Origin of the sequence: Cellulophaga baltica (genome assembly GCF_018861125.1) — a bacterium.
Lineage (GTDB): Bacteria > Bacteroidota > Bacteroidia > Flavobacteriales > Flavobacteriaceae > Cellulophaga > Cellulophaga baltica_A.
The window spans coordinates 123,195-141,532 of the sequence record NZ_JAHKQN010000028.1 but is presented as its reverse complement, the minus strand read 5'-3'; the positions used below and the strand labels follow the sequence as shown (position 1 = coordinate 141,532).

The 18,338-nt window shown below is 30.3% G+C and carries 16 protein-coding genes and 1 tRNA gene; 16 read left to right on the top strand and 1 reads right to left on the bottom strand.

Annotated elements, in window-relative coordinates:
- The first annotated feature begins 122 nt into the window (after positions 1-122).
- The 15 genes from KO500_RS14050 to KO500_RS13980 all read left to right on the top strand — a co-directional run bounded on the left by KO500_RS14050 (position 123) and on the right by KO500_RS13980 (position 17,145).
- Positions 123-1,409 carry a site-specific integrase gene (locus KO500_RS14050; RefSeq protein ID WP_252732514.1) on the top strand — a complete coding sequence of 429 codons (1,287 nt, stop codon included), beginning with the start codon at positions 123-125 and terminating at the stop codon, positions 1,407-1,409.
- Complete coding sequence (locus KO500_RS14045; RefSeq protein ID WP_215957195.1) at positions 1,406-2,395, top strand: hypothetical protein; 990 nt, start codon at positions 1,406-1,408, stop codon at positions 2,393-2,395. Before KO500_RS14050 ends, KO500_RS14045 begins: the two co-directional genes overlap by 4 nt.
- Before the next feature lie 250 nt (positions 2,396-2,645).
- On the top strand, positions 2,646-2,936 hold the full coding sequence (locus KO500_RS14040) for a DUF3853 family protein (protein WP_215957194.1): 291 nt from the start codon (positions 2,646-2,648) through the stop codon (positions 2,934-2,936).
- 94 nt (positions 2,937-3,030) lie between these two features.
- Positions 3,031-4,236: a primase-helicase family protein gene (locus tag KO500_RS14035; protein ID WP_215957193.1), complete on the top strand. Its 1,206-nt coding sequence runs from the start codon at positions 3,031-3,033 to the stop codon at positions 4,234-4,236.
- A 222-nt stretch (positions 4,237-4,458) separates the two neighbouring features.
- Positions 4,459-5,301 (top strand): toprim domain-containing protein, encoded by an 843-nt coding sequence (locus tag KO500_RS14030; RefSeq protein ID WP_215957192.1) that lies wholly within the window; start codon positions 4,459-4,461, stop codon positions 5,299-5,301.
- 128 nt (positions 5,302-5,429) lie between these two features.
- Positions 5,430-5,771 (top strand): plasmid mobilization protein, encoded by a 342-nt coding sequence (locus tag KO500_RS14025; RefSeq protein ID WP_215957191.1) that lies wholly within the window; start codon positions 5,430-5,432, stop codon positions 5,769-5,771.
- Between the two features lie 9 nt (positions 5,772-5,780).
- Positions 5,781-6,395, top strand: a complete 615-nt coding sequence (locus tag KO500_RS14020; protein ID WP_215957190.1) for a hypothetical protein — start codon at positions 5,781-5,783, stop codon at positions 6,393-6,395.
- Positions 6,385-7,134, top strand: coding sequence for a relaxase/mobilization nuclease domain-containing protein (locus KO500_RS14015; protein WP_215957189.1), 750 nt, complete (start codon positions 6,385-6,387; stop codon positions 7,132-7,134). The genes KO500_RS14020 and KO500_RS14015 overlap by 11 nt, the downstream gene beginning before the upstream one ends.
- 391 nt (positions 7,135-7,525) lie before the next feature.
- Complete coding sequence (locus KO500_RS14010; protein ID WP_215957188.1) at positions 7,526-8,095, top strand: restriction endonuclease subunit S; 570 nt, start codon at positions 7,526-7,528, stop codon at positions 8,093-8,095.
- 210 nt (positions 8,096-8,305) lie between these two features.
- Positions 8,306-9,796 carry an SIR2 family protein gene (locus KO500_RS14005; protein ID WP_215957187.1) on the top strand — a complete coding sequence of 497 codons (1,491 nt, stop codon included), beginning with the start codon at positions 8,306-8,308 and terminating at the stop codon, positions 9,794-9,796.
- 2 nt (positions 9,797-9,798) lie between these two features.
- On the top strand, positions 9,799-10,410 hold the full coding sequence (locus tag KO500_RS14000) for a TIR domain-containing protein (RefSeq protein ID WP_215957186.1): 612 nt from the start codon (positions 9,799-9,801) through the stop codon (positions 10,408-10,410).
- A gap of 54 nt (positions 10,411-10,464) precedes the next feature.
- A complete protein-coding gene (locus KO500_RS13995; protein ID WP_215957185.1) occupies positions 10,465-11,949 on the top strand; it encodes a type I restriction-modification system subunit M in 1,485 nt (494 codons plus the stop codon).
- Between the two features lies 1 nt (position 11,950).
- A complete protein-coding gene (locus KO500_RS13990; protein ID WP_215957184.1) occupies positions 11,951-13,183 on the top strand; it encodes a restriction endonuclease subunit S in 1,233 nt (410 codons plus the stop codon).
- The gene (locus KO500_RS13985; RefSeq protein WP_215957183.1) at positions 13,180-16,434 is read left to right on the top strand and encodes a type I restriction endonuclease subunit R; all 3,255 of its coding nucleotides are present in this window, start codon (positions 13,180-13,182) and stop codon (positions 16,432-16,434) included. Before KO500_RS13990 ends, KO500_RS13985 begins: the two co-directional genes overlap by 4 nt.
- Before the next feature lie 3 nt (positions 16,435-16,437).
- Positions 16,438-17,145: a M48 family metallopeptidase gene (locus KO500_RS13980; RefSeq protein ID WP_215957182.1), complete on the top strand. Its 708-nt coding sequence runs from the start codon at positions 16,438-16,440 to the stop codon at positions 17,143-17,145.
- Between the two features lie 173 nt (positions 17,146-17,318).
- Here KO500_RS13980 and KO500_RS13975 read toward each other — a convergent pair.
- A tRNA-Ser gene (locus tag KO500_RS13975) sits at positions 17,319-17,403 on the bottom strand.
- Between the two features lie 272 nt (positions 17,404-17,675).
- Between KO500_RS13975 and KO500_RS13970 the strand changes: the two genes are divergently transcribed.
- Positions 17,676-18,308, top strand: coding sequence for an NAD(P)H-dependent oxidoreductase (locus KO500_RS13970; protein ID WP_215957181.1), 633 nt, complete (start codon positions 17,676-17,678; stop codon positions 18,306-18,308).
- Positions 18,309-18,338 lie beyond the last annotated feature (30 nt).

Sequence of the window (18,338 nt, the reverse complement as noted above, 5' to 3'; positions counted from 1 at the left end):
ATAACACCTCAAAACCCCTTTAAATATGGGGTTTTAATTTTTTAACGTTTTTAAAATATCATAAAATATCATTTGATTTCTTAAAAATTGGGTGTAATTTTGGGTGTAACTTTTTTATAAGTATGATTCAAATAAAACGAAATTTAATTTTCTCACTTGAAAAGAGAAAAAAAGCAGGTCAGTTAATTACTGAAAACGTACCAATACGTTTACGGATAAATTTTGAAGGTTCTCGTTTAGATATTCAAACAGGGTATCGCGTAGATATTGCAAAATGGAATCAAGACAAAGAACAAGTTAAAAATGGTACTTACAATAAACTAGAACAAAGCTCGTCTTCTATTAATTCACGTATTTTAGAATTAAAAGTTGCTATTCAAGATTTTTTCCAAGAGTGTGAAAGTCAAGATAAAATTCCCACTAAAGATGAGATTAGAACAATAGCCAAAAGTCTTAAGGAAAAAGGAAAAGTTGAGATTGAAAAAAAATCAGAAACTTCCCTCTTTGATGTATTTGATTTATTTGTAAAAGAAAATAGTCGTTTAAATAATTGGAGTGACGCAACACTTACAAAATTTAAAGCAGTAAAAAAGCATATTACAAGTTTTAACTCAGATTCTAAATTTGAAGACTTTGATGAAAGTGGACTTACAGATTATCTTATTCATCTTAGGAAAGAAAAGAAAATGCGAAATAGCACCATAAAAAAACAACTTGGTTTTATCAAATGGTTTCTTAGATGGAGTTTCGAAAAAAAACATCATAATAATGATGCTTACCAAAGTTTTAGACCAAAAATTAAAGATGCCAATAAAACAGTAATATTCCTAACAGAAGAAGAAAAGGCTAAACTGCTTAAATATGAAATTCCAAGTACTAAAAAATATCTAGAAAGAGTTCGTGATATTCTGTTTTTCACTTGCTATACTGGTTTAAGATATTCAGATGTATATAATCTAAAAAGAAGTGATATTAAGAAAGACCATATAGAAGTTACTACTGTAAAAACTTCTGATAGCTTAATTATAGAGTTAAACAAACACAGTAGAGCTATTCTTGAAAAATACAAAGACATTCCTTACGAAAACAATAAAGCTCTGCCTGTAATATCTAATCAAAAAATGAATGATTACATCAAAGATTTGGCAGAATTAGCAGAAATTGACACACCTGTAAGAATAACATATTACGTTGGAAATAAAAGAAAAGATGATACCATACCAAAATACGATTTACTAGGTACACATGTTGGTCGGAGAACTTTTATTTGTTCAGCTTTATCAATTGGAATACCTGTTCAAGTGGTAATGAAATGGACAGGGCATTCAGATTACAAAGCAATGAAGCCCTATATTGATGTAGCGGATAAAACAAAGAAAAATGCAATGGAAAAATTTAATGAGTTATGATGTATTTTACAACAATTACTGATTGTATTCTTGCTATAAAAGATAATTTAAAAGTTCTGCAAATTAATACTATTAGAATAACTGATTTAGAGAGTTACCAAAAATTTTGTGATACATTTTCTATTGATGAATTTAGAAGCTCCATTAGAGAATATAGAGATATTAACGGAAAAGAAAACTTAAAGCAGGAATTAAGGTTGATTTTATCAACAATTAAAGATTATTCAAAATTTTATAGCGAGAATCAAATAAGGTTAAATTCAATAAATACTTCATTTTTATTAGATATTTTATTAAAACCGATAGTACTAGAAGAACAGCGTGCATACAATAAAATGTTACCAGTTAACAAGTCTATAACTGAATTAAAAGGAAATTATGAAAGCACATGTTGGAAGCTATCTTGGGAGCATCCTAAATCTCTCGCTATTTTGAAAAATATAGAAACCTTAGAGAAAGAAAAAAAAGAATTAAAAGACGTTTATATAGAATGGTATGAATACCGAAAACAACTTATTGAAAAATATAATAATCACTTAAGCTTCAAATTTTATAATGTTTTACTAAAACTAGAAATTATAAAAGAAATTATAGAGGAAGATTATCTAGAAAACATCGAATTACTTAATTTGAATTTCAATAATGATTTATTAGAAATTATAAACGAATACTTTAGGCCTACACTTACAGCAGTTTCTGCAAAAAATTTTTTTAACAATTTTGAATTATCTGGACTAAAGGTAGAAAAGAATAAAATGTCAGATACTAAACTATATTTTTTAATTGATTCTTTAGCAAGTACTATTAAAGATAAACTTCTAGAAGAAAAATGGATCAATACTTCATTAGACTATTTCGAAAAGAAAAGACATATTTATGACAAAAAGAAGACTTATGAAAAAAAGTTCTATGAAAAAATTATTGCAAAAGAAGTAAAAGAAAATCATTTTGTATATAGATTATCAAAAGCCATTCAAATGATTTGAAAGATAGTTGAAGACATTTTGAAATAAGTTTTAATTACCAATTAAAGTTTATGAACCTCTATTTGACATTATAAATAAATCTCCACCAAAAATATTTTCACCAATAACATAACTTGCTTATTTATAGTTGTTTAAAATGTGAATTAAATAATCTCCCACCATTTTCCACCAAAATTTCATTCTAATTTTACAGTATTCGAATACAACAACCGATGTACACGGTTAAGTTTAATACAACAAATTAGATATTATGGATTTAGAAAAATTAAAAGTAAAACCACTCTTCCAAATGACAGGAGAAGAGTTTATGTTCCTACAACACAGAACAAACAAAGAAATTCCCACCCCTTCTGTAGAACCTGAAAAAGGTAAAAAGTATGTTTATGGTATTAGAGGGATTGCAAAACTTTTTGGTTGCAGTATTTCTTCTGCAAACCGACTTAAGAAATCAGGAAAAATAGATGAAGCAATCATTCAAGATGGTCGTAAAATTATTGTTGATTCAGAACTAGCCTTAGAACTTATGAAGGCCTCTAAATAAAAAAACATTGAGTGTCCGCTCAATGTTTTAGAATATTTTAAAAACACAGTTTTAACCACCGTATAGAACAAATATACGCATAATCTTAATAAATATGTCAGATATACCATATTTAAGGATTGGTACATCCTATTATAAAATCGTTCAAGTACCAACTATAAATAATCAGTTTAATGAAGCTTTAATTAGATGGGATGTTTCTACCATTATACAAGACCATGGTAGAAAGTATTTAGACAACATCCCTAAATATCATGGTAAAATATGTTTCCCAAGTCATTTTGATTTTTCTAAAGAAATTCACGGGTTTTACAATACTTACTCTCCGTTAAACCATACACCAAAAGAAGGAGGTGTTAAAAATACTGTTAAGTTTTTCAAACACATTTTTGGTTCACAGTTTGAACTTGGGTTAGATTATTTTAAACTTTTGTACGAACATCCTTCACAAATTTTACCTGTTCTATGTTTGGTTAGTAAAGAGCGTTCCACAGGTAAAAGCTCCTTTTTAAAATACTTAAAAGAAGTGTTTGGACATAATATGAGTTATTTAGATAGTCACTCCCTAAATAGCAATTTTAACTTGGATTGGGGAAACAAACTGTTACTTGGTTTAGACGAAGCCTTTCTTCAAAAAGAGGAAATAACGGAAAAAATAAAATACCTCTCCACATCAAATAAAAATAAGATTGAGGCTAAGGGTAAAGAACGATTTGAAGTAGACTTTTTTGGTAAGTTTATTATGTGTAGCAACAAAGAGAATTCATTCATTAAAATTGATTCTGATGAAATTAGATTTTGGGTAATTAAAGTTCCTGTAATCAAACAAGAAGATGTTAATTTTCTAGATAAGTTAGTTGATGAGATTCCAGCCTTTTTACACTTTATTAAAAACAGAAAATTTGCTAGTGAAAGAAAAACTAGAATGTGGTTTACTGCACAACAAATTTATACTCCTGCGCTGAAAAAACTAGTAAATAATAATAGAAATAGAGTGGAAAAAGAAATAGCACACCTTCTTTTAAGTGTTATGGAGAAATTTGAGTTAGAAGAAGTACACTTTAGTTTGATGGATTTGTTAAATGCGCTTACAAAAACAAGAGTTAAAACGGATTTAACACAACTTCGTACGTTATTAAAAAAAGAGTGGAAAATTGAGCGAAAAAACAACTCTTTTAATTATCAAAAATTTGTTATTCTTAGTGATGGAGAAATCATACTTGTAGACACAAAAGGAAGGTATTTCACCATCAAAAAAAGTTTTTTAGGTAAAAACTTTGATGATTTGATGACGGACTAGCCTATATATACTCTTAGGTCAATAATAATAAGGGATTAAGCCGTCATCAAAACCGTCATCAAAGCGTCATCAATAAAAAAAATGATGACATGTTTAAAAAAAAGTTGATGACCTGATGACAAGTTGATGACGCAACTTTCCCATTACTGCAAAGGGATTCAAGAGTATCGTCATCAAATCATCAACTTTTAGACATTTTTCACACGCATAACACAAACAAAAATGAATTGTAAAAAAGCAAAACAAATAGATCTAGTTTCTTACCTAAAAAAACAAGGATTTAGAACAGGCAAAACCTATACAAAAGAAGTTTGGTTTTACTCCCCTTTTAGAAGCAATGAAAAAACACCATCTTTTAAAGTTGATATCAATAAAAATATCTGGTATGACTTTGGAGAAGGAGCTGGAGGAACAATCATTGATTTTTTAACTAAATACATTAATTGTTCAATCAAAGAATCCTTAGTTATTTTATCCGAAGGTTCTTTTTCTTTTCACCAGCAAAAAAAACAAGTTATCATTGAACCAGAACCAACTTACTCTATTGAAAAAGTAACAGAATTAACGAATCAAAATTTACTTAATTATTTAATGAGCAGAAAAATTGATTTACAATTTGCAAAACGATTTTGCTTTCAAGTTCATTACTCTTTTTCTAATGGAAAAGAAAACTATGGAGTTGCTTTTATGAATGATGTTGGGGGATTTGAAATTAGACATGAATTCTTTAAAGGTTGCTTAGGAAGCAAAGAAATTACAACCATAAATAATAGTTCTGATGTAGTTTCAATATTTGAAGCTTGGTTTGATTTTCTCTCTTATCTAACCTTGAAAAAAGAAATACCTAAAGAAAATTTCATCATTCTAAATTCTACTTCTATGGTAGGAAAAGCTATTGCTTTATTCGATAATTATATAGAAATAAAATTGATGTTAGATAATGATGATGCTGGAAATAGAGCAACTGATATTATAGAAAAAAGTGTAAATATTAAAATTACAGATAACAGAATACACTATAAAAACTACAATGACTTAAATGAGTTTTTGATGAATCAAAAATAATTGCAGTCAGTTGTTAGCCAGTCGTGGCTTTAATTCCTGTTTAGTGCCTACTTCGTGCCCTAAAAAGAAATCAAAACCCGCTGGCTTATTCACAGAAAAATGTTCATAAGAAAAAAACAAAAACAACAATGAAATCAAATTCAAATAATAAAGTAAAAGTCGTTTTTTATCTTAATTCAGAGGATAAAGAATTTATCAAAAACAAAAGTGAAATCTTACAAATTAAGCCATCTTTTTTTATCAGAAATGCAGTATTAGAAAAATTAAACAAACCTGTATTTTCAAAAAAAGTATATGATTTAGATACTAGAAAGTATCAGACTTCTTTAATTAGAATTGGAAATAACTTAAATCAAATAGCAAAAAAATTAAATTCAAATGAGCAATTTTTAATTGCAGATCAACAAGTTGTTTTAGATGAAATTAAAAACATCAATAATCATATTATAGAAATCAATTCAAAATTATAAAGCTCTATTATGGATGAAAATACAAACAAAGCACTTTTTACTTTAATGCAAAAAGTTGTAGATAAATTAGAAACTATTTCTAAAGATGTAAGTAGTAAAGACCAAACAGAGTTAGAAAGCATTATAAAAAAAACCAATGTTCAAATAACTAAATTAGTACCAGAGGTAATTAAACTCCAATCAAAACTTTTGCAAAATAGTTTAGATACTAAGGATGAAATTGTTGATTTCATAAAAGAAAACACAGATACTCCTGTTATTAATAATCATACGGAATACAATTTAATAGGGAGCAAATCTCATTTTAAATCTTGGGTAATTGGGGTTTTCTTTTTGGGTTTGGTTACAGTTTGGTGTTCCATAAAATATCTTCCTATGTATTTTACAGAGAATAGTTTGTTAAGTAAAGAGAAAGAAGAATTTGAGCTTTTCTATAATTATGTGTATCTAAATCAAATTAAAAAGGATGAGCCTAATGTTGCAAATGATATTCTAAAAAAGATAAAGCAAAAAGACACCTTGTTTATGAAAGAATATCACACACTTTTAAAAACTCATCAACGAGAAATAAAAAAGCAAGAATTAAAAGAACAACTTAACGCACTTGACAATAATGATAGCTAAACTAGAATCTATATCCTATTTACAAAATGCTCTGGCGTATTGTGAGCGTGGCGGAGAATTAATAGCTTCAAATAAATGTATTGGTAATAGTACTCAAATTAATTCTCAAATGGAAAAAAATAACGCTTTCAATGATAGATGTATAAAAAATACTTTCCATGTTAAAATTAGAATTGCCCAAGAAGATATTGGTAAATTAAAAACCCAAAATTGGATTGATATCTCAAACGATTATGCTAAAAAAATCGGTTTTCATGAAAATCCTTTTGCAGTATATATTCACGAGGAAAACACCGAGAGAGAGCATATTCACATCGTTGCATCACGTATTCAATCTAATAATCTAGCAACTGAAGATAGTTTTACCCATTATAAGAATATGGACTTTTGCAGAGAGATTGAAAAAAAGTATAAATTAAGACAAGTAAAACGTGTTTTAGAAACTGTAAAAAAACAAGAAATTTTCATTAAAAATGATAATAGAATTGCACCATTGGAAGAAAAAATTAAATCTGCTATTAATCAATCTGATTCTTTTGAAGATTTTGAGTTTCACTTAAAAAACATGGGAGTTAAAACAAAAAAAGGAAGAGGGATTGGATTTATAGATGAAAAAGGGGTTTATATAAAAGGTTCTGCCATTAATAGAAAATACTCTTTAAAAGGAATTGAAAAGCTATTATCTTACGAACAACAAGAAAAACGAATGAATAAAAAAAACAAGGGTTTTAAAATGTAAACTTTTGAATAAACATGGAACAATATATAAAGCTATAAATAGATATTTATAGCTTTATCTTTTTGTATAAATGCACATTTATATAAAAAGATAAACTGTACGTGACGCCTGCCGCTGAGGCGCATTTTAAAAATCAGTTGATTTTTAACGCTTGCTTGTGAATAAAAAATCAACTGATTTTTAAAACGGAAGAACTAATTTTATAGATGTATTTAAATATAAATACTTTTTTATAAAATTATTCAAAACAACTAATTTATAACTACCACAAAAACAAGTGTTTATGGTGTTTTTGGTAAATTAGAAAACAATTACAAAGGAAAATATTTGGTTTTTAATTATAAATATTACTACCTTTGTATAAATTAGAAAATGATTACAAAGAAATTTTATGGCAAAAATTAATCAAATAGCAGAAGTTCAATTTGGACTATATAAGAAAAAAAGCAAGAAAGGAGATACAAAATATCTTACTACTGGCCATTTTGACAATTTCTTAAATCCAACGCTATTTGATGATAGTTTCATCAACATTACGGGTAAAGATACAAAGTTTTTATTACAACCTAATGATGTGATTCTTACTGGAAAAGGACAACGAATTTTTGCTTGGAGTTACGATGAATCATTTGGTGAAGTTGTTCCTAGCTCATTATTTTACATTATTAGAGCGGATGCAGCATTGATCGATAGTCGTTATTTGGCTGCTGTACTTAATTCTGGACGAAAACGATATGAGTTAGAATTGCTTGGTGTGGGTTCTTCTATAATATCTATTGCTAAAAACGATGTTTTAGATTTTGAAATACCGTTACCGAGTTTAGAAGAACAAAAAAAAGTTATTAATGTGTTAGCGCTTCTTGAAGAAGAGATATCATTAACAAATAAAATATTAGAAAAGAAAAAAGCTCTAAAAAAGGGGGTTTTAAACGAATTAATAACAAATAAAATGAAACTGTAAGACGTAAAAAAAGCCTTTAAAGCTAGTCGCCTTGAAGACTTTAGATTGGTATTGTTTGCACTCAGTGGCTTGTCACCGAACTGATATAAACAATGTTCTTGGAAAAACAAAAATATACCAATCTTATGACATATCCAAATTAGGATATGTATAGACTCGGATTAACACACTCTACTCCGAGATATTGAGTGTATTTTAAATTTAATAAATATGCATAAAAATAATGCAAATAGTACGTCTGAAAAAGACAAAACAAAAAAACAATTTTCACCAGAGATAGAAGTTTTTATTAATGATTATGTGAAAAAACTTAATGAAGGCGTTGCATCCATCTTTGCTGGGGCAGGACTATCAATACCTGCTGGTTATGTAAATTGGTCTGAATTAATGAGTGAAATTGCTCAGGATTTAGGTTTAGATATTAATCAAGAAAAAGATTTAGTTTCTATAGCTCAGTATCACGTCAACGAAAATCAAAATAGATCTAAGCTAAATCAAAAAATATTAGATGAATTTACAGAAGATACTGATGAAACGGAAAATCACAGAATTATTTCGAGACTTCCAGTTTCATCTATTTGGACGACCAACTATGATAAGTTGATTGAGAAATCATATTTAAAAGAGAATAAGGTAGTAGATGTTAAGTACAGGAATAATCAGTTACTTACCACAAAACCAAAAAGAGACTTAGTAGTTTATAAAATGCACGGTGATGTTAATCATCCAGATGAAGCAATTTTAACTAAAGAACAATACGAACAATATTACCAAACCCACGAGCCATTTTTAAATGCTTTAAGTGGTGAATTAATTACAAAAACATTTTTATTCGTTGGTTTTAGTTTTACCGACCCAAATCTTGATTATGTTTTAAGTCGTTTGAATTTTAGATTTAGTAAAAATAAAAGAACACATTACTGTTTTGTAAAAAGACACGAATTGGGTGACGCTACTAATCCAGACCAAGCAACACTAGACTATAATAACAGAAGGCAATCACTTACAATTAATGATTTAAAAAGGTACGGAATCAAAACTTTACTTGTAGATAGTTATAGTGATATAACCAATATTTTAGAAGAAATAGAATCTAGGTACAAGAAAAGAACAATTTTTATATCGGGAAGTGCAGAAACCTATGAGCCTCACGATAAACATAATGCAATTGGATTCGTGCATAATTTATCTAAAGCTGTAGTTGAGAATAATTTCAAAATAGTAAATGGTTTTGGGTGGGGCATTGGAAGTTCTGTTATTAATGGAGCTTTAGAGTCAATACATAACAATCCTAATAAATATTCTGAGGACCAACTCATATTGAAACCTTTTCCTCAATTTAAAACGGGGTCTAAAGAGTTAAAAGAATTGTGGGCTGACTACAGACAAAAAATGATTTCCCAATGTGGTGTATCAATTTTTGTTTTTGGCAATAAGATGGTTGATGGAAAAATTGTTGAAGCTAATGGAGTAATGGATGAGTTCAAAATAGCTCATCAAAACGGATGTATTTGTATTCCTATTGGTTTGACAAATTATGCATCAAGGAACATATTTGATATTATTTCAAAAGAGCCCGACAAATATTACGATAATCCAGATATCATAATGCCGATACTTGAACAGTTAGCAGACGAAAAGACAACGTTTACACAAGCTGTAAAAATTATAAAGGATTTATTAAAAACCTTAAAAAAGTAATTATGGCTAGAGAAACATTTATTTCATATAAGCACAGCGAAGCTCAGGATTTAAGAGATGAAATCATCGAGAAATTAGGTGATGATGCAAAATATTATTCGGGAGAAACCGCAGATTCGCCAGATATGTCTGGTGAGACCGTTGACAGAATTAAGAACAGCCTAAAAGATAAAATTTTTGGCACTTCGGTTACTATTGTAATTATATCTCCAAATATGAAAGATAGTAGTTGGATTGATTGGGAAATTGAATATTCTTTAAAAGAGTATAAGAGGCAATCAACAACTTCTAAAACCAACGGAATTGTTGGAGTAATAATGAAACATAACGGCAGTTACGATTGGCTCGTTAGTAGTAATCAGAACGCTGATGGCTGTACAACTAGATATATAGACGATTCAAAACTCTATAGCATCATTAATGGTAATAGATATAATTTAGATACAGATGATAAATATTCTTGTCCAACCTGTCAATCTTTTGACCAATTGAATGGCTCTTACATTGCATTAGTAGATGAAGAAAGGTTTTTGCAAAATCCTTCATATTATATTGAAAACGCATATGATAAAAGTAAAGCGACGGGTAATTATAATCTGAAAAAATCAAGATAAAATAAAACTAATCGGGAGAGGTATTAAACCACCTCTCCTTTAAAAAAATAAAAAATGAGTAAACTAACACAAAGTGATATTAACAATAAAGTATGGAAAGCCTGCGACACCTTTAGAGGTACAGTAGATGCAGGGCAATACAAAGACTACATACTTACAATGCTCTTTATTAAATACATAAGCGATGTAAATAAAGAGAAGAAAGCCGAATACGAGAAAAAGTATAATGGTGATAAAGCACGTATAGAAAGAGCTTTAAAACACGAGCGTTTTTCATTGCCTGAAAAGTCGTCTTTTGATTATCTATATGAAAAACGTAACGAAAGCAATTTAGGTGACATTATTAATATTGGACTAGAAGCCTTAGAAGAAGCCAATAGAAGCAAATTGGAAAAGGTATTTAGAAACATCGATTATAATAGTGAAGCCAATCTTGGAGAAACAACAGATAGAAACAGACGTTTGCAGCATCTTCTTAATGATTTTAAAGAATTAGACCTAAGACCATCTAACCTAGATAATAACGATGTTATTGGAGATGCTTACGAGTATTTGATAGGAAACTTTGCAGCTGGAGCAGGTAAAAAAGCTGGAGAATTCTATACGGCAGCCCAAGTATCGCAATTATTAGCAAAACTGGTGGAGCCAAAAGCTGGAGACCGTATTTGCGACCCAACTTGTGGTTCGGGTTCGCTGTTGCTTAAAGTAGCAAAAGAAGTAGGCAGTACTAATGTTTCGCTGAATGGGCAAGAAGTAAATGGCTCTACCTATGCATTGGCACGTATGAACATGTTTTTGCACGAAATGGATAATGCCGATATAGAATGGGGAGACACCTTAAACTCTCCAAAATTGGTTGAGAACGATGCTTTAATGAAATTTGATATTGTCGTAGCAAATCCACCGTTTTCTTTAGATAAATGGGGAGCAGAAAATGCGTCTTCTGATAGATACAGCCGTTTTCATAGAGGTGTTCCACCTAAAAGCAAAGGCGATTATGCATTTATTACGCATATGATAGAAACCTTAAACGAACACGGAAAAGCGGGCGTTATTTTGCCACACGGCGTGTTATTTAGAGGAAGCAGCGAAGGTAAAATACGTAAACAGCTTATAGATGAGAATCTTTTAAAAGCAGTTGTAGGCTTACCTGCAAACTTATTTTATGGTACAGGTATTCCTGCGTCTATTTTAATTTTTGACAAAAATAAAGGAGACAATACAGAAGTACTATTTATTGATGCTAGTAACGAGTTTGAAAATGGTAAAAACCAAAACCGATTACGCGATGAAGATGTTGACAAAATTTACAACACCTTTTCTCAATGGAAAACTGTGGATAAATACAGTCACATTGCTACACTAGAAGAAATACAAGAGAACGACTACAATCTTAATATACCTAGATATGTTGATACGTTTGTGGAAGAAGAGCCTGTTGATATTGTAGAAACTCAAAAAGAGATAGTTGAGCTGAAAGCGAAATTGAATAAGGTAGAAGGACAGATGGAAGTGTTTCTAAAAGAAATGGGGTATTAAGATGGACAATATTAATTCTACTATTCCAGATACTTGGGAACTAATAAAACTTGGTGAGATAACAACCTACACCAAAGGGTATGCTTTTAAATCAATTAATTATATAAGTGAAGGCACAAGAGTAATTAGAATTTCAGATACAAATGCACATTCGATAAAAGAAGAAAATCCTATTTTCATTAGCAATGAAGATGGACAATATGATAAGTGGAAATTAATAGAGAATGACCTTGTTTTCACCACTGTTGGGTCTAAGCCACCTATGTACGATTCTATGGTAGGAAAAGTTATAAAAGTGCATAAGAAACAAGAGGGAGCTTTATTGAATCAAAATGCGGTCATCCTAAGAGGACTGAAATCCAAAGTAAATCAACACTATTTATACCATAATTTTAAGTTAAAGAAATATTTAAACTTTATTGAAACAATAGTTAGGGGAAATGCTAATCAGGTTAGTATTACGTTAAAAGAGTTATTTAATTACGTAATACCATTACCACCACTAAAAGAACAACAAAAAATTGCCGAAATCCTGTCACAATGGGGTGAAGCCATAGAAACCACACAAAACCTTATAGAAAAATTACAATTGCGTAAAAAAGGCTTAATGCAAGAGTTGCTATCTGGTAAAAAACGTTTGGCTGGGTTTAGTGAGGAGTGGAAAAGGATGAATATTGGAGATGTAGCAACACAATTTACAGACAAAAATAAAGACGATGAAGATATCGAAGTACTATCCTGTACTAAATACGATGGTTTAGTTCCCTCTCTTCAATATTTTGGAAGAAAAGTATATGGAGATGATTTAAGTAAATATAAAATTGTTCCAAGAGGATATTTCGCCTATGCTACTAACCACATTGAAGAAGGTTCAATTGGTTATCAAGATATTTGGGATAAAGGGTTGGTGAGTCCAATGTATACAGTTTTTAAAACTAATGACAGTATTGATGATTCGTTTTTCTTCCGCCTTTTAAAAACAGATAGAATGATATATAGTTATCAAAGCAATATGTCTGGTTCAATAGCAAGGAGAGGTGGATTAAGATGGAATGTTTTCGAGACTTTGATTATTAAAATTCCATCTTACGAAGAGCAAGTTTCTATTGCTAATTTTTTTGATAAAGTAGATGAAGAAATAATAACAGCATCTAATCAATTAGAAAATCTTAAACAACAGAAAAAAGGCTTAATGCAGCAATTATTAACAGGTAAAAAAAGAGTTAAAATATGAGCACACCATCTTACATAGAAGACAACGTCTCACAGATACCTGCATTGCAATTGCTCATAAATATGGGCTTTAGCTACGTAAGCCCAAAGCAATCAGAACAATGGAGAGGAGGAAAGTCGCAAGTGTTATTTACAGAAATACTACGCAAACAATTACAAAAGATTAATAAAATTAATCGTCGTGGTAAAAACTACGAGTTTTCAGATGCTAACATTAACTCTGCTGTATTAGCCGCTAAAGATTTACCTATACAAGATGGTTTTATTAATGCGAATAAGGCTTTTTATGACCTCATAACTTTAGGAAAGGCTTTTGAGCAAAGCATAGATGGAGACAAAAAAAGTCATACTATAAATTATATAGATTGGCAACATCCAGAAAATAATATATTTCACGTTACTGAGGAATTTCCTGTACTTAGAACAGCTAGAACAGATACCTACAGACCAGATTTAGTATTGTTCATCAATGGTATTCCTTCTGTAATTATAGAATGTAAAAGCCCAGCTTTAAGTGGTACAAAACCACCAGTAGATTTAGCAATAGAACAGCATATTAGAAACTTTAGCAGCAAAGGTATTCGGTCTTTATATGTGTATTCTAGTTTACTAATAAGCGTTGCCACCAACCAAGGGAAATATGCAACTACAGATACTAGAAAAGAATTTTGGGCAAAATGGACAGAACAATTTACATCTAGTGAAGCCGAAAAAGCATATTGGTCTCAGTTAAAAAAACTCAAAAACAAATCTTTAAATGAAGACCAAAAGAATATGGTTTTTGAAGAACGTACTGAATATGTTCGCAAAACTTTTGATGGCATAGATACAGAAGAACGTTTGTTTACAGAACAAGACAAGCTACTCTATAATTTGTGCCGTCCAGAACGCTTACTCGACTTAATTTTAAATTTCACGCTCTATGATGATGGTATTAAAAAAGTAGCACGATACCAACAATACTTTGCAGTTAACAACACTATTAATCGTGTCACTAAGTTTGACAATACAGGAAAACGTCAAGGAGGCGTTATTTGGCATACACAAGGAAGTGGTAAATCATTGACTATGGTAATGCTGGCGCAAATGTTGGCTTCTAATCCGCATATTTCAAATCCAAAAATAATTTTAGTAACAGACCGTGTAGATCTTGACGACCAGATTTCAGATACATTTAAAAAATGTAAAAAAGAAGTACGTCAAGCCAAAACAGGTTCACATCTCACGGAACTACTTGAAGATAATAGTGATGCTATTATAACAACCATTATTAACAAGTTTGAAGCAGCTGTAAAAAACAACAAGAAACCATTTACATCTTCTGATATATTTGTGCTTATTGACGAAGGACACAGAACGCAATACGGAACATTTAATGTAAGTATGCAACGCGTATTTCCTAATGCTTGTTTTCTAGCTTTTACAGGTACACCTTTGATGAAAAAGGAAAAAAGTACTGCTAGTAAATTTGGTGGTTATATTGGTAAAGCATACACTGTAAAAGATGCTGTTGAAGATGGTGCTGTAGTGCCATTATTGTATGAAGGAAGACATAATCAAATCACACTTAACGAAGCACCAATAAACACCTATTTTGAAAAACTTGCAGAACGCAATAACCTTTCAGAAAGAGGTCGTGCTAAATTGAAGCAAAAATTTAATACCGTAAATGAGCTAAATAAAACAGACCAAATAATTTATGCAAGAGCTTGGGATATTAGTGAACATTACACAGAGTTTTTCCAAACTCATAGTGACAACTATAAGCCAAAAGCTCAGTTAGTTGCACCTACAATTAAAAGTGCCTTATTATATAAAAAATATTTGGATGAAATTGGAATGGTGGATTCTGAGGTTGTTGTAACGCAATCTGACCAACGAGAAGGAACAGAAGATGGGTATTTTAATGAGAACGAAGATAAGAGGCGGGAAGATGAGTATCTCAATGCAATGATAGATAAGTATGGTGATTTAAAGAAATACGAAAAGAGTATAATAAATCAGTTTAAAAAACGTGATAAACCAGAGATACTTATTGTAGTAGCGAAGCTTTTAACTGGTTTTGATGCGCCAAACAATACTGTTTTATATTTATGTCGTTCGCTTAAAGAACATACATTATTGCAAGCCATAGCTCGTGTAAATCGTGTTTACCCTGGTAAAGATTATGGGTACATAGTCGATTATTACGGGAATCTTGAAAACTTAGATACAGCGTTAAGTACTTACTCTAATTTAGAAGGGTTCGAGGAAGAAGACTTAGAAGGAACGCTAACTAATATAAGTGATGAAATTGGTAAGTTATCTCAGGCACATTCAGAATTGTGGGATATTTTCAAGACTTTGAAAGGAAGAAATTTAGAAGCAACAGCCTACGAAGAACACTTGTCACCAGAAGATGTAAGAAATAAGTTTTATACTAAAGTTTCTCAGTTTGCAAGACTCTTAAAATTAGCACTTTCTTCGGTTGATTTTGTTACAAATACAGATGAAAAGAAGATAGATACCTATAAGAGAGATGCTAAGTTTTTTCTGAAATTACGTGTAGATGTCACTAGACGTTACAATGATGATATTGCATACAAAGAGTTTGAGCCACAAATTCAGAAGCTTATTAATAAGCATATTACAACTGATGGCGAAATAATGAAAATTACTGAGTTAGTTGATATATTTAACAAAGAGGAGCGTGATGCACAGGTAGAAAACATTAAGGGAAAAGCTGCTCAAGCAGACCATATTGCTAGCAGAACGGTTAAGGCTATTAATTTAAAAATGCAAGAAGATCCTATTTATTATAGAAAACTTGCAGACCTTATAAAAGAGACTATTGCAGCTTATCATCAAAAACGTATAGACGAAGCAGAATATTTAAAAAGAGCTAAGGAAAACGAAGATAAATTCTTTAATGGTCGCTCAAAAGATGCACCAGATGAGTTGGCAGACAATACAGTTGCATTAGCGTTTTACAACTTTAGTAGGTCAGTATTTGAAAATGTTGAGTTATTAAATACACCATTTCATATTGAAGTAAGTTTAGCGATTGATAAAACTGTAAAGGAACATATTTACTTAAACGAGAAAAAGATTATTGATTGGCATAAAAATGAAGATATCACAGGGAAAATAAATATCGAATTAGGAGACGTAATTTATGATTTACATCAGAAATTTGACATTGACACAGACTGGGACAAAATAGATTATCTTATTGGTGAATGCTTGAAAATTGCAATACTTAAATACAAGTAACTTATGGAGTTAAAAAGTATTCCATATGGTAATTCAAGAATTGATTTCTGTTTAAAGCGAAATGACAGGAAGACGCTAGGTATTAAGGTATATCCAGATGGTTCAACGGTTGTAACAGCACCTATAGAAACGCCTTATGAAAAAGTAACTGAAAAAGTAAAGTCTAAAGCGCAATGGATAGATAAGCAAAAAGACTTCTTTATGTTCTTTGAACCACGAACAAAGGAAAAGCTTTATGAAAGTGGAGAAAGTCATTTATACCTAGGTAAGAACTATAGACTAAAAATTACGGAATCAAAGACTAATTCAGTTAAATTAAAAGGAGGCTATATCTTAATTAAAACTAAAGATAAAAACAACAAAAAGGCTATTGAAAAAGAGCTTAAAATGTGGTACAAATCTAAAGCTATAATACATTTTGAGAATCTTTATAAGAATAGATTAGGTTTAGCTAAAGAATTATCAAATAAGGAAGTTTCATTAAAATATAAATGGCTAAATAACAGATGGGGAAGTTGTTTTATTGATGGAACTATTTATCTTAATTTGGAACTTATAAAAGCACCTAAAGAATGTATTGATTACGTTCTTGTGCACGAGATTTGTCATCTTGTACATCACAATCATAGTACTTCTTTTTATAAACTTCTAACAAAGAAGTTGCCAAAATGGAAAATGTCAAAAGACAAATTAGAGAAGCTTTTATCTTAGTTGGAATTATAGAACCTAGTATAAAGGGATTATTATCAAAATTTGTATATCACCTTAAACAATTAATTTTCTTAATCATTAAACTTAAATCAAAAAAAAACACCCAATTCTATTAGAATTGGGTGTAATATTGGGTGTCAAACTCATAACTAACTGATTATCAGTTGACTTTGCGGAGAATGAGGGATTCGAACCCCCGGAGGTGTGACCCTCAACAGTTTTCAAGACTGCCGCATTCGACCACTCTGCCAATTCTCCTGAGTGCCTCATAAGGTATTCCCTTAATGCGGGTGCAAATATAAAAACCTTTTTTGAATTATAGCAATAGTTTTAGCACTTTTTTATAAAAAAATATTTATTCCAAATTTATCTTCTTAATAATCAACAAATTGTAATTTATACCTCTTTTATTAATTACATATGTTTTAAATTTACATTTTAGAAACCTAAAAAATGAAGTTTCTATATTTTACAAACCTATAATTTTCATTATAACTAGTAAAACAGATTTAAAAACTTAATTAAATAGAATGATAGATAGTTTAAAACATTTGAATTGGCGTTATGCAGTAAAGAAATTTGATGCAACAAAGCAACTTTCTGAAAATAAGTTAACTATCTTAAAAGAGGCTTTTAATCTTACAGCTACATCGTACGGTTTACAACCTATAAAAATGCTGGTTATTAAAGATCAAGACCTTAAAAACAAATTGGTTAAAAGTTCATATGGGCAACAACAAGTTGCAGATGCTTCGCATATATTAGTACTTTGTGTTGAAACAGTAATTGATGAAGCGTATATTAATATGTATTTTAATCTGGTAAAAAAGCTTCGTAATACTCCAGAAACTATAACAGACCCTTTTAAAAATTCATTAATCAAATCATTTTCTGAAAAAGATAAGGCTTCGGTGATAAAATGGGCCACCAATCAAGCGTATTTAGCTTTAGGAAACCTTTTAACTATTTGTGCTGTTGAAGAGATAGATGCTTGTCCAATGGAAGGTTTTATAGCAAGTGAGTATAATGAGACTTTAAATTTAAAAGAAAAAGGCTTGGAAGCTGTTCTGGTTTTACCTGTTGGCTATAGAGCATCTGACGATTTATTTGCTACCCTAGCTAAAGTTAGAAAACCAATTGAAGATAGTATTATAGAATTATAATAACCACCTTAATACCATTTATCACAACTA